Source organism: Burkholderia sp. Ac-20365, from assembly GCF_017104715.1.
GTDB lineage: Bacteria > Pseudomonadota > Gammaproteobacteria > Burkholderiales > Burkholderiaceae > Paraburkholderia.
In genome coordinates, this window is sequence record NZ_JAAGPI010000031.1 from 57,849 (window position 1) to 69,500 (window position 11,652).

Annotated in this window: 13 protein-coding genes and 2 tRNA genes; 6 read left to right on the forward strand and 9 right to left on the reverse strand. The window is 63.3% G+C overall.

Translation table 11 applies throughout. The features are described 5' to 3' along the window. Window positions 1–32 precede the first annotated feature (32 nt). On the reverse strand, window positions 33–971 hold the full coding sequence (locus tag G3O01_RS34460) for an alpha/beta hydrolase (protein ID WP_205811471.1): 939 nt from the start codon (window positions 969–971) through the stop codon (window positions 33–35). Window positions 972–1,247: 276 nt separating this feature from the next. Between G3O01_RS34460 and G3O01_RS34465 the strand changes: the two genes are divergently transcribed. Beyond that, the gene (locus tag G3O01_RS34465) at window positions 1,248–2,627 is read left to right on the forward strand and encodes an amino acid permease (RefSeq protein ID WP_205811472.1); all 1,380 of its coding nucleotides are present in this window, start codon (window positions 1,248–1,250) and stop codon (window positions 2,625–2,627) included. 155 nt (window positions 2,628–2,782) lie between these two features. Here G3O01_RS34465 and G3O01_RS34470 read toward each other — a convergent pair. Continuing rightward, window positions 2,783–2,867: transfer RNA gene (locus G3O01_RS34470), tRNA-Leu, on the reverse strand. Window positions 2,868–2,965: 98 nt separating this feature from the next. Next, on the reverse strand, window positions 2,966–4,378 hold the full coding sequence (gene hemN / locus G3O01_RS34475) for an oxygen-independent coproporphyrinogen III oxidase (protein WP_205811473.1): 1,413 nt from the start codon (window positions 4,376–4,378) through the stop codon (window positions 2,966–2,968). A 192-nt stretch (window positions 4,379–4,570) separates the two neighbouring features. Between hemN and G3O01_RS34480 the strand changes: the two genes are divergently transcribed. The 3 genes from G3O01_RS34480 (at window position 4,571) to G3O01_RS34490 (ending at window position 6,431) form a co-directional block, all read left to right on the forward strand. Continuing rightward, window positions 4,571–4,867: a YkgJ family cysteine cluster protein gene (locus tag G3O01_RS34480; RefSeq protein WP_205811474.1), complete on the forward strand. Its 297-nt coding sequence runs from the start codon at window positions 4,571–4,573 to the stop codon at window positions 4,865–4,867. 54 nt (window positions 4,868–4,921) lie between these two features. Then, window positions 4,922–5,515, forward strand: coding sequence for a DUF1439 domain-containing protein (locus G3O01_RS34485; RefSeq protein ID WP_205811475.1), 594 nt, complete (start codon window positions 4,922–4,924; stop codon window positions 5,513–5,515). A gap of 79 nt (window positions 5,516–5,594) precedes the next feature. Continuing rightward, window positions 5,595–6,431 carry an undecaprenyl-diphosphate phosphatase gene (locus G3O01_RS34490; protein ID WP_205811476.1) on the forward strand — a complete coding sequence of 279 codons (837 nt, stop codon included), beginning with the start codon at window positions 5,595–5,597 and terminating at the stop codon, window positions 6,429–6,431. A gap of 95 nt (window positions 6,432–6,526) precedes the next feature. Here G3O01_RS34490 and trmB read toward each other — a convergent pair whose 3' ends face one another. The 5 genes from trmB to G3O01_RS34515 form a co-directional block, all read right to left on the reverse strand. Beyond that, window positions 6,527–7,321, reverse strand: a complete 795-nt coding sequence (gene trmB, locus G3O01_RS34495; protein WP_205811517.1) for a tRNA (guanosine(46)-N7)-methyltransferase TrmB — start codon at window positions 7,319–7,321, stop codon at window positions 6,527–6,529. 185 nt (window positions 7,322–7,506) lie between these two features. Beyond that, window positions 7,507–7,580, reverse strand: a tRNA-Gly gene (locus G3O01_RS34500). A gap of 47 nt (window positions 7,581–7,627) precedes the next feature. After that, window positions 7,628–8,191 (reverse strand): YggT family protein, encoded by a 564-nt coding sequence (locus tag G3O01_RS34505; RefSeq protein WP_205811477.1) that lies wholly within the window; start codon window positions 8,189–8,191, stop codon window positions 7,628–7,630. 125 nt (window positions 8,192–8,316) lie between these two features. Beyond that, window positions 8,317–8,637: an EthD family reductase gene (locus G3O01_RS34510; RefSeq protein ID WP_205811478.1), complete on the reverse strand. Its 321-nt coding sequence runs from the start codon at window positions 8,635–8,637 to the stop codon at window positions 8,317–8,319. Between the two features lie 169 nt (window positions 8,638–8,806). Next, window positions 8,807–9,745 carry a DUF2520 domain-containing protein gene (locus G3O01_RS34515; protein WP_205811479.1) on the reverse strand — a complete coding sequence of 313 codons (939 nt, stop codon included), beginning with the start codon at window positions 9,743–9,745 and terminating at the stop codon, window positions 8,807–8,809. Window positions 9,746–10,009: 264 nt separating this feature from the next. On the opposite strand from G3O01_RS34515, the gene G3O01_RS34520 reads away from it, so the two are divergent. Together G3O01_RS34520 and G3O01_RS34525 are read left to right on the forward strand one after the other, a co-directional pair. Beyond that, window positions 10,010–10,171, forward strand: a complete 162-nt coding sequence (locus tag G3O01_RS34520) for a hypothetical protein (protein ID WP_007735200.1) — start codon at window positions 10,010–10,012, stop codon at window positions 10,169–10,171. A gap of 371 nt (window positions 10,172–10,542) precedes the next feature. After that, window positions 10,543–10,839: a hypothetical protein gene (locus G3O01_RS34525; protein ID WP_205811480.1), complete on the forward strand. Its 297-nt coding sequence runs from the start codon at window positions 10,543–10,545 to the stop codon at window positions 10,837–10,839. A gap of 112 nt (window positions 10,840–10,951) precedes the next feature. Here the strand turns inward: G3O01_RS34525 and G3O01_RS34530 are convergent, their stop codons facing one another. Beyond that, entirely contained in the window at window positions 10,952–11,632 is a 681-nt protein-coding gene (locus tag G3O01_RS34530; protein WP_205811481.1) for a LysE family transporter, read from the reverse strand. Window positions 11,633–11,652: the final 20 nt, after the last annotated feature.

An 11,652-nucleotide genomic window follows, 5' to 3' on the forward strand; every position in this document is an offset into this window, starting at 1 on the left:
GTTGGCCGCAAGCGCCGCGCGCCGCCCAGCCGTTATTCCTTGCCGAACTCCCTGGCCGCCCGTTCGATCGCATCAGCCGTCGCGCCTGCATGCGCCACGGGCACCAGATGGCTCGACGGCGTCTCGATGATCGTCGCGCCGATCCGATGCGCCATCCACCGCTGGATTTCCGGCGACACGGCGCGGTCGCGCGAGGTCACGAGATAAAACGACGGCTTGTAGCGCCACGCGGCCTGTGTGGCGCGTTCCTCAAAGGATTTGGCGGCGATCGGCTGCTGCGCGGCGACGAGTACACGGGTCAGGTTTTCGGGCACATCGGCGGCGAAGACGTCGTGATACTGCGCCGGGTCGAGCCACAGAAAGCCGGTGCTGTCCTTCTTCATCGCCGAGCCTGCGGGCATTTGCGGAGCGCGCTTGAGAATATCGACCGCCGATTCGCCGACATCCGGCGCGATCGCCGATACATAGACGAGACCGACTACCTTCGACGCGTCCGGTCCCGAACCTGCCTCGCCGATCACGACGCCGCCCCACGAATGGCCGACCAGCACCGTCGGTCCGGATAGTTGAGCGAGCACGCGTTTGGTCGCGGCGACATCGTCGGCGAGCGACGTCAGCGGAATCTGCACCGACGCAACGCGATAGCCCTTCTTCTGCAGACGGGCAATCACGCCGTTCCAGCTCGATCCATCGACGAACGCGCCATGCACGAGCACGATGTTCTGCACCGGACCGCTCGGCGGCGCGGCAGCGGCAGCTGGGCGCGGCGCCGGAGCCGGTGCTGCTGCGGGCGGCGGAGCGGGCTCGTCGGCGGAAGGCGCGGGAGGCGCAGGAGGAGGCGGCGCATCCGGCGCGGGCGCAGTGACAGCGGGCGGGGCCGCCGGCGCAGGTTGCCCCGTCTGCGCGAACACGCCGGTAGTGGCGACGCAGACACCAAGGAGGACGGCATAGAGCAGACGATTCGGCAACATGACGACTCCATCGGCTGGACGGGATTCTGGGAACATACCGAACGCAAGCCAGGGTGACAACCGCTATCCCACGGAGTTTTCGGACACGTTGCGCAACGGTTTGGCGGTTGCGTGGAAATCTGTCGCGGCGGCGTGCATGCGGGTGCGGTGTGCTTCGGTGCTCAGCGCGCCTGCGCTGCCCAATAGGTGGGCAGTGAGTCGAAGGGTACAATTTACGGTTTTTCCGGACGGTTTCGGTCCGGGCAGTGCGTATTCAATGCAGTGGAGTGAGACATCTTGAGCAACGAACAGCAGCATGACGGCCTGAAGCGCGGGCTGAAGAACCGGCATATCCAGCTGATCGCGCTGGGCGGCGCGATCGGCACGGGCCTTTTTCTTGGCTCAGCGGGCGTGTTGAAGGCAGCGGGGCCGTCAATGATTCTCGGCTACGCGATCGGCGGCTTCATCGCGTTCCTCATCATGCGGCAACTCGGCGAGATGGTCGCGCAGGAGCCCGTTGCGGGTTCGTTCAGCCACTTCGCGTACAAGTACTGGGGCGATTTTCCCGGCTTCCTGTCGGGCTGGAACTACTGGGTGCTGTACGTGCTCGTCAGTATGGCCGAACTGACGGCCGTCGGCACTTATGTGCATTTCTGGTGGCCGGCCGTGCCGGCGTGGGTGTCGGCGCTCGTGTGCTTCGTCATCATCAACGCGATCAATCTCGCGAACGTGAAGGCCTACGGCGAAACCGAGTTCTGGTTCGCGATCATCAAGGTCGTGGCCGTGATCGGCATGATCCTGTTCGGCGGCTATCTGCTGATCAGCGGACACGGCGGTCCGCAGGCCTCGTTCTCGAATCTGTGGGCCAACGGGGGCTTCTTCCCGCACGGCTTCAATGGTCTCTTCATGATGCTTGCCGTGATCATGTTCTCGTTCGGCGGGCTGGAACTGATCGGCATCACGGCCGCCGAAGCCGCCGAGCCGCAGAAGAGCATTCCGAAAGCCGTGAATCAGGTGATCTACCGGATCCTGATTTTCTACATCTGCTCGCTGGTCGTGCTGCTGTCGCTGTATCCGTGGAACCAGGTGGCCGAAGGCGGCAGCCCGTTCGTGATGATCTTCTCGCAGATCGGCGCGGGCTTGACCGCGAACGTGCTGAACGTGGTCGTGCTGACGGCGGCCTTGTCCGTGTACAACAGCGGCGTGTATGCGAACAGCCGCATGCTGTACGGGCTCGCCGAGCAGGGCAATGCGCCGCGCGCGCTGCTCAAGGTCGACCGCCGCGGCGTGCCGTATCTGGCGATCGGTCTGTCGGCCGTGGCGACGTTCGCTTGCGTGATCATCAATTACCTGATTCCGGCCAAGGCGCTCGATGTGCTGATGGCGCTCGTCGTCGCCGCGCTGGTGCTGAACTGGTCGCTGATCAGCCTGACGCATCTGAAGTCGCGTCGCGCGATGCTTGCGCAGGGCGAGACGCTGGTCTTCAGGTCGCTGTGGTTTCCGGTGGGCAACTGGATCTGTCTGGCGTTCATGGCGATGATTCTCGTGATTCTCGCGATGACGCCCGGACTCAATGTGTCCGTGCTGCTGGTGCCTGTGTGGCTGGTGGTGATGTGGGTCGGCTATATCGTGAAGCGTCGGCGTGCGGCTGCGCATCAACTGGCGGGTGCGCGCTGAGTTTCTGTTCCTGACGCGTTCGTGGGTGAGAAGCCGGATTGGCCGAGAGGCGATCCGGCTTTTTTATTGCGCGTGCAAGCGCGACACATGACCAGAAAACACAAAACCCGCGGCATCGGACGATGAACGCGGGTTCTTTGTTTGAAGCAAATTTCTGGTGCCCAGGGCCGGACTCGAACCGGCACGCCTTGCGGCGGGGGATTTTGAGTCCCCTGCGTCTACCTGTTTCACCACCTGGGCATGTGTTGCTCACTACAGCTTGCACGGCGTTGCCGCCGGGCGAAGACGCAGATTATGGCCGAAAACCCGTCGGCGGGCAAGCCGACCCGTATCCGGCCTCAGACCGTGCGCGAAAAACGCTGCATCGTCTGCTGGCCGAGATAGCGGTCGAACACCATCGCGATGTTGCGCACGAGCATCCGCCCGGCCAGTTGCACGTCGAGCCGCCTCGCGCCGATCTTCACGAGCCCGTCGTCTTCGAACGCGCGCAGCCGCTCCAGTTCGGGCGCGAACATGTCATGAAAGCGGATGCCGTACGCGGCCTCGAACTCGTCGAAGCGCAGTTCGAGATTGCACATCAGCTGGGTGATGATGTCGCGGCGCAAGCGGTCGTCGGCGGACAGGCGCACGCCGCGCTGGATCGCCAGTTCGCCTTTGTCGATCGCCGCCGCGTAGCCCGTCAGGTCTTTCGCATTCTGCGCATAGACATCGCCGACCTTGCCGATCGACGACGCGCCGAAGCCGATCAGATCGCATTCGGCGCGCGTGCTGTAGCCCTGGAAATTTCGATGCAGCGTACGCTTTGCCTGAGCACGCGCGAGTTCGTCGGTGGGCAGCGCGAAGTGATCCATGCCGATATAGACGTAGCCCGCGCCCGTCAGCCGCTCGACCACGAGCCGCAGCAGCGCAAGCCGTTCCTCGGGCGAGGGCAGCGTGGACGCATCCATCTGCCGCTGCATCTTGAAGAGCTGCGGCATGTGCGCGTAACCGAATACGGAGAGCCGGTCGGGCGCGAGCGCGAGCATCGTGTCGAGCGTGTTGCTGAAGCTGCGAACGGTCTGATACGGCAGCCCGTAGATCAGATCGACGCCGATCGAATGAAAACCCGTCGTGCGCGCGGCGCGGATCACGTTCGCTGTCATTTCGAGCGGCTGGATACGGTTGATCGCGCGCTGCACGACGGGATCGAAGTCCTGCACACCGAGACTCAGCCGGTTGAAGCCGAGGTTGCGCAAATGCACGATGGTCTGCGGTGATGCCTCACGCGGATCGATTTCGATCGAGAACTCGCCTTCGGCGTCGCTGCGCAACAGAAAGTGCTCGCGCGTGATTGCCATCAGCTCCGTCATTTCGTCGTGCGACAGAAACGTCGGCGTGCCGCCGCCCCAATGCAATTGCGATACGGGACGCGCGGTGTCGAACAGCGGCGCCTGCAATTCGATCTCGCGCTTGAGCCGCGCGAGATACGGCGCCGAGCGCGCGCGGTTTTTCGTCACGACCTTGTTGCAGCCGCAGTAGAAGCACACCGTGTCGCAAAACGGAATGTGGAAGTACAGCGACAGGTCGGTTTCCGTTGCGCCTTTGTCGGCGGCGGCGCGGCGATAGTCGTCGAGCGGGAAGTCGTCGCGGAACTGGAGCGCAGTCGGGTAGGACGTGTAGCGAGGACCGTTTGCGCTGTACTTCGCGAGCAGGTCGGGGCGAAACAGCGAATCTGCCGAAGGGAAGGACGGACCGGTAGGCGGGATGTTCATGGGATCGATCTCCAGACGCCCGCCTGATGATGCGCGAGCGTGGGTGTGAGCTCGAACGAGTGTACGGGCGCAAGGGCGCGCGGCGTTGAGTAAAAAGGTCGCAACGCGGCCAATGGCACAATATCGTTTGATGTGTATCAAGGTTTGGGCGATTTGCCCGCCGTCTCGAGTATTCGTGTTTCAGGAAGCGCAGTGTCCGTCCATTTGTCTTCACCATCGTCCGCGACCGCGGATCACGCGTGCCGCCCCGATTGCGGCGCGTGCTGCATCGCGCCGTCGATCACCAGCCCGATTCCCGGCATGCCGGATGGCAAGCCCGCGGGCGTGCGCTGCGTGCAGCTGGGGGACGATCTGCGCTGCGCGATTTTCGGCCAGCCGGAACGTCCGGCATGCTGTTCGGGTCTACAGCCGCAGGCGGAAATGTGCGGCAACTCGCGCGATGACGCGCTCGTCTGGCTGACGCGTCTGGAAGTCGACACGCGTCCCTGAGCGCGCCGAACGCATGCGCCGGAAGACCATCAAACGAATCCTTGGAGAACCTGCATGACCCAACCCGCTGCGCCCGCACGGCGCCGCTTTCTGTTTTCCGCGCTGTCCGTCTGTGCAGCGGCGAGCGTCACGGCGCCGCTCGCTGCGTGCGCGACAGCCACGTTCCCGTTTATTCCGGACCACTACACGTTTTCGCAAAAGCAGGTTCAGGAGGCCGTCCAGCGCAAATTCCCGTATCAGCGCACGGTGTCGCAGGTGTTCGATGTCGCGTTGAGCAATCCCGTGGTCGGCTTGCTGCCCGATACTAACCGCGTGTCGGTGCGGCTCGATGCGCGGCTTGCGAGCCCGTTTCTGCAGCAACCCGTGAACGGCGTGTTCACGCTGTCGAGCCAGCTCGAATACGATCCGCAAAGCCGTTCGGTCGTGCTGCGCGCGCCGAACGTCGACAATGTGAGCGTGGACGGCAACGCGCAGGCCTACGCGCAGCAGATCAACGCGGCCGCCGCGCTGATCGCCACCCAGCTGCTGACCAACTATCCCGTCTACACATTCAAGCCGGAACAGCTGCAATTTGCCGGTGTGAATTACGAACCCGGTACAATCACGGTCCTTACAAACGGCATACGCGTGCAGATCGTCGAAAAGTGACGCACGCGCGGCCGTGCGGCCGCGCCATCCATGCTGACGCGGCCCGAATCGCCACCAACTCCAAGCGAAAAGGCCACGGATGGACTGGATAATCACATTGAAGGCGCTGATTCTGGGCGTCGTGGAAGGCTTGACCGAATTCTTGCCGGTGTCGAGCACGGGGCACCTGATCGTCGCGGGCAGTGTGCTGAACTTCGACGTGCCGCAGGAAAAGACTTTCGACGTCGTCATCCAGCTCGGCGCGATTCTCGCCGTGTGCTGGGAATACCGTCAGCGCATCACCAGTGTGGTGTCGGGACTGGCGACGCGGCCCGACGCGCGCCGCTTCACGCTCAATGTGATCATCGCGACGATTCCGGCCATCGTGCTGGGCCTGCTGTTCGAGAAATCGATCAAGGCGGTGCTGTTTTCGCCCGTGCCCGTCGCGTTTGCGCTGGTGGTGGGCGGCGTGGTGATCCTGTGGGTCGAGTCACGGCAGCGCAACCGGCCGGATGTCCAGGCGCGCGTGCATTCGGTAGACGACATGAGTCCGCTCGATGCGCTCAAAGTTGGCCTCGCGCAATGCTTCGCGCTGATTCCGGGCATGTCGCGCTCGGGTTCGACGATCATCGGCGGAATGCTGTTCGGGCTGGACCGGCGCGTCGCGACCGAGTTCTCGTTCTTCCTCGCGATTCCGATCATTTTCGGCGCGACCGTGTACGAGCTGCATAAAGGCTGGCACGAACTGTCGACGGATGCGCTCGGGCTCTTTTCGATTGGCTTCATCGCCGCGTTCGTCAGCGCGTTCGCGTGCGTGCGCTGGCTGCTGCGCTACATTGCGGCCCACGATTTCAGCGCGTTTGCGTGGTATCGGATCGGCTTCGGTTTGCTGATCCTGCTGATCGGCTACAGCGGCGGGTTGAGCTGGGCGGATTGAGATTCGGAGCGCTTTTCTGATTTGCCGGTAGATGTGAAAACGGCCTGCGGTTCTTCAACCGCAGGCCGTTTTTTTTACGCTAACAACGCGCCGCTTCAGATGCTCGGACGACGTTTGTAAATCAGATCCCACACGCCATGGCCGAGACGCAGGCCGCGTTTCTCGAACTTCGTCACGGGACGATAGTCCGGGCGCGGTGCGTAGTCATCGGCAGTGTTCTCGAGGGCGGGTTCAGCGCCGAGCACTTCGAGCATCTGTTCCGCATAGTTCTGCCAGTCGGTCGCGCAATGGATATACGCGCCGGGCTTCAGGCGCGACACCAGCAGCGCGACGAACTTCGGCTGGATCAGGCGGCGCTTGTGATGGCGCGCCTTGTGCCACGGATCGGGGAAGAAAATGTGTACGCCGTCGAGACTGTCCGGTGCGATCATGTTTTCAAGCACCTCGACGGCATCGTGCTGGATGATGCGGATGTTCGACAGATTCTGCTCGCCCATCAGCTTCAGCAGCGCGCCCACACCCGGCTCGTGCACTTCGACGCCAAGAAAGTCGTCGCCCTGACGATGCGCGGCGATTTCGGCCGTTGTCGCGCCCATGCCGAAGCCGATCTCCAGAATGCGCGGCGCGTGGCGGCCAAAGACGGCTTCCCAGTCAGGCTGTTCAGGCGAGTAGGACACGACGAAGCGCGGACCCAGTTCGTCCATCGCGCGGCGCTGTCCCGTCGACACGCGGCCGGCGCGCGTCACGAAACTGCGGATGCGGCGCAGATGCAGCGGGTTGTCGGTCGCAGCGGCGTCGGCGTGACCGGTTTCGTTCGATTCGGGCAGTTCGTCGGCGGAGAGCGCGGAAGGATCGCGCGGCAGACCGGCTTCGTTCGGATCGTGAATCATCGTGATGAAGACAAGAGTGGCGGCGGGAAACGGCTGGGCGTGAGGCGCGTCGTTCGAGCGTTCTTTGATGCTCGCGGCAGGACGCACGCTATAAAAAAGCCGCCTTCAGGGAGGCGGCTCTCACGCTGGATTCTCCGCCTGATTTCCCCATCCGCATGCGATGCGGCAAAGGGAGCGGCTGAAAGTGGAGCGGGCGATGGGAATCGAACCCACGGCTCTAGCTTGGGAAGCTAGGGTATTACCATTATACGACGCCCGCAGAGCGCGCTATTTTACGCGGATTCGGCGGCTTTGGGCAAATCGCCTTCAGATACCGAACAGCGTCAGCGACACGGCGGCGCGCGTCACGACCATCAGCAGCACCTGGACGATCACGAACAGCAGGATCGGCGAAAGATCGAGGCCGCCGAGGCGCGGCATGATCTTGCGCAGCGGATCGAGAAACGGCGCCGTCAGCTGAAACAGGATCGGCATGGCGGGCGAGCGCGGGTTGAGCCACGACAGCAGCGCCATCAGGATGGTCAGCCAGATCAGCAGGTTTAGCGCCCATTTGATCACCGTCAGCAGCGCGACGATCAGCAGCGACGGCATCAGCCCGAGCGGATCGACGCCGACGATCGCGACCATCAGCACCACATAGACGATCGACGTGATCAGCGCGGCGACGATGCTCGCCCAGTCGATTCCGCGTGTGCCGGGAATGATCTTGCGCAGCGGCAGCACGATCCAGTTGGTCACCTGCATCACCGCGCTCGACACCGGGTTGTACGGCTGCATGCGGATGAACTGGAGCCAGGCGCGCAGCAGCAGCGCCGCGCCGAACAGCGTGAAGACGGTATTGAGCAGAAAACGGGCGATATCGCCGAACATCGTGGGTCCTTTCCTTCAGAAGACGTCCGTTTGACGGAACGCGGCGCCGGCAGGCCGGCGGACGGCTGACAACATCGGGCGCGCGCCGCTTTCGCTTGTGCGGCGGCGTCGCGCGGGTGGCCGCGCTAGTGCGCGACCTTGACTTCGCTAATCAGGATCTTGCCGTTGCCGCCGTCCGTGTAGTTGGGAATGTCGGCGAGCAATGTGTCGCTGGCGGGTTTGAAGACTTCATAAAACGCGTCGAGGGAATCGAACAGGAAGTGCCCGGCCGCGACGAACGGCGGCGGCGAGCCCGGCGGCCCGGCATTGATGCCGATATCGACCGACCAGCCCTTGAGCGCCGCGCCGAACAGCTTCGCGGCGAGCGGCATATGCGTGCCGCAGTAATAGTCGACGTCGAAACGTCCGCCTTCTCGATACGGATACAGGATGCTGACCTTGATCATTGTGCGTTCTCGTCGGTTGGTCGCGATGCGCGGGAAGGCATCGTGCGCCTTCCGCGTATCTGCCCGCGTGGTGGTCCCGGCATGGTCGCTGGCCCGTTCTGGTCGCCGCGCCGCGCGAGCGACGGCAGCCATGATGCCCCGTTCATGCCGGACGTCACATTATCACGGCTTACTCGGCGCTTGCACCTTTCGCCGCGCCTTTGAGCGTGCGGCTCAGCGAGCGCTCGACGGCCGCGCCGATGGCGTCGACGGCGGCGGGCGGCGTCGTACGCTCACGCGCGAGCGCGACCGCCCGCCGCGACATCAGCCCGAACAGCGCGCCGTGATCGCCGCCGAGTCCTTCCATCAGCGACAGTTGCTTTTCCACCACGCCCAGATCGCCGCGCGATATCGGGCCGGCGAGCGCGTTGGCCAGGCCGCGGTCGCGCGCGGTTTCGAGCGTGCGCGCCATCATCGGCAGCAGCGCGCGCAGCGCGTCCTGTTCGTCGAAGCCAAGCTTGCGCCACAGGTTCACGTTCTCAGCCAGATTGCATAAGGCAAAGCCCGCCGCGTAGTGGGCCGCCGCGTGATACAGCAGCCGCTCGCCGGCCGGAATCGACAGCGGGTGGCAGTTCAACGCCGCGGCGAGCGCCATCAGCGCGCCCTTGAGCGCGCCGTCGGCCTCGATCGTCACCGAGCAGCCGGCGATGCGTTCGACATCTGTCAAATCGCCGCTGAACAGGTAAAGTGGATGAAAACCGCCGATCGACGCGCCCTGGTCCCGAGCCGGGGCAAGCAGTTCAACGGGCGACGCGCCGCTGCAATGCACGACGGCCCAGGCTTTCTCGCCGGGCGCCGCGTGGCCGGGAAAGGCGAGTGTGTTCGCTGTCGTACCGATGCTGTCATCGGGGACGGTTAAAAAGAGTATGTCCGCCGACTCGACGACCCGCTGAGGGTCGTCATACGCGGCGCAGAATTCGATCTGACTGGCGAGCTGCCGCGCCGATTGCGGCGAGCGGCTCGCAATAGCCGTGACGGGATATCCGGCGCGTGCGAAGCCGGGCGCAAGGCAGCGCGCAATCCGGCCCGCGCCGACGAAACCCAGGCGCGGCAAGGAGGGCTGGGACATGGTTCCTGCTCCTGACGGGACTGAAGTAGGAAGCTGGAGTATCGCGCTCCAATAAATCCACGACGCGAACTGGCGGCTTTAGCAGGTGGTTTGGGCGCATGCAGGCGCGCGTTTCGCGGTCAACTGATGCTTTTGGCATCGTTCGCGGTCGCGTGCGGCCTGGAACAGGCAAACGGGCGCGAAAACTGCTTCAGGGTTTCCGTAGGAGTGGATTGGCAGTCACCGTGGTTTTCAATGTCTCGCAGTCAGATTCGGGAGGTTACGATGAGCATCTTTGCTTACCGGAAGCACTTGCGGTTTCTCACGCATTCCCAACGCCGGCGCTGGTGGGATCAGAAGAAGCGGCTCACCCCACGGGTCAAGATCAGCGGCGCCTATGTACCGCCTAACGTCACGCGCGAGTTCACCTATGTGAAGGTCGGTTGACGGTCTTACCGGATCACGAAAAATGCCCAGCCTTCGTGCTGGGCATTTTTCATTTGTGCGCCGTTGATGCGTGGCCGCAACGTCTGCCCGTGAATTTGTAATCAAACATTACCGAAGCGCGTCAGGCGGGCCATGCGTGGGCAGTCAGGGCACCCGATCCGCCCATCATCAGCGGCCAAACCCTTGTTTTTTACAGCCGTCAGCATCATCTGACGAATGTATGGAAAGTTCTGACTGACGAAGCGCTTTCCCGCAATTGCAATTTGCAACAAATGCAGACAACGGCATGCAGGCTTTTTCGATACATTGAAATCACAGCATGTCCGTCATGCGACCCGGTCATAGGGGCCGAGCCGCCAGGAGAAATACAAGTGAAGAAGATCGTTCCGTTTATCGCTGCTGCCGCACTCGGGGTGGGTATGACCACTGCAGCACAGGCTCATGTGTCCGTTGGTATAGGTATTGGCATTCCTGTCGCGCCGGCCTATCCGGTTTACGCCGCGCCGCCGCCCGCTTATTACGCGCCGCCGCCTCCGCCCGTGGTGTACGCACCGCCGCCGCCCGTGGTGTACGCGCCGCCTGCTGTCGTAGTGGGCGGTGGGTACTACGGCTATCACCGGCCCTATTACCACCACGGCTACTATGGCCGTCCGTACTATCGCTATTGATATTTGGGCTGCGTAGCGCTTCGGCGCTGCGCATCAGTCGAATGGAAAAACGGCGCAACGCCGGCTGATCGCCGGGTTGCGCCGTTTGTATTTCGGAGACCGACGAGCAGGTTCAATGAGTCGCCGCCTGCGCCGTCGGCACGATCAGATCGTGGTATCCGTTCACGATCACGCTGTACGAAAAATAAGCGAATAGCAGCGCCGACAGCACGTGGCAGATGCGCAGCAGTCGCGTGCCCGCGCGTTTGCGTCCGTGGCTCGCGAGGCCGCAGATAAACAGCGTCCAGCACAACCCACCGAGAAAGAAGCCGCCGAGAAAGACAGGCGCAGTCGTCACTGTCGTCGCGCCAGCCTTCGCGATCAGCGCGCCGCCGACAGCCGCAAACCACAGGATCGCGCTCGGCGACGAGACCGCAAGCAGCACGCCGCGCAAGAAGCCGCGCTTCGGATCGAGATGCGGCGTCGATGCATCCGCTTCGCCTTCGACGGGCGGCGCCGAGGCTGGAATCAGCGCTTCACGCGCCATCTTCCATGTGAGGAACAGCAGGATCGTCGCACCGCCTATCCACACGACCCAGCGCACCGATTCGAACTGCAGCAGCGCTGCCATCCCAGCGAGCGCGAGCGCCGCGTAAATGAGATCGCCGAAACAGGAACCGAGACCGAGCCAGAAGCCCGGCCTGAAGCCGTGCGACAACGTCAGCGAAATGATCGCGACGTTGACGAGACCGATATCCAGACACAACGACAACGACAGAAAAAACCCATCCGACAACATCGACAAGCTATGCATCCGGCCAACCGCTTCAATGA

What these genes read in the sequence shown, in the direction of transcription:
- G3O01_RS34460 (WP_205811471.1), bottom strand. Translation starts at nt 971, where the DNA reads ATGTTGCCGAATCGTCTGCTCTATGCCGTCCTCCTTGGTGTCTGCGTC.
- hemN (WP_205811473.1), bottom strand. Translation starts at nt 4,378, where the DNA reads ATGAACATCCCGCCTACCGGTCCGTCCTTCCCTTCGGCAGATTCGCTG.
- G3O01_RS34485 (WP_205811475.1), top strand. Translation starts at nt 4,922, where the DNA reads ATGACCCAACCCGCTGCGCCCGCACGGCGCCGCTTTCTGTTTTCCGCG.
- G3O01_RS34490 (WP_205811476.1), top strand. Translation starts at nt 5,595, where the DNA reads ATGGACTGGATAATCACATTGAAGGCGCTGATTCTGGGCGTCGTGGAA.
- trmB (WP_205811517.1), bottom strand. Translation starts at nt 7,321, where the DNA reads ATGATTCACGATCCGAACGAAGCCGGTCTGCCGCGCGATCCTTCCGCG.
- G3O01_RS34505 (WP_205811477.1), bottom strand. Translation starts at nt 8,191, where the DNA reads ATGTTCGGCGATATCGCCCGTTTTCTGCTCAATACCGTCTTCACGCTG.
- G3O01_RS34510 (WP_205811478.1), bottom strand. Translation starts at nt 8,637, where the DNA reads ATGATCAAGGTCAGCATCCTGTATCCGTATCGAGAAGGCGGACGTTTC.
- G3O01_RS34515 (WP_205811479.1), bottom strand. Translation starts at nt 9,745, where the DNA reads ATGTCCCAGCCCTCCTTGCCGCGCCTGGGTTTCGTCGGCGCGGGCCGG.
- G3O01_RS34520 (WP_007735200.1), top strand. Translation starts at nt 10,010, where the DNA reads ATGAGCATCTTTGCTTACCGGAAGCACTTGCGGTTTCTCACGCATTCC.
- G3O01_RS34530 (WP_205811481.1), bottom strand. Translation starts at nt 11,632, where the DNA reads ATGCATAGCTTGTCGATGTTGTCGGATGGGTTTTTTCTGTCGTTGTCG.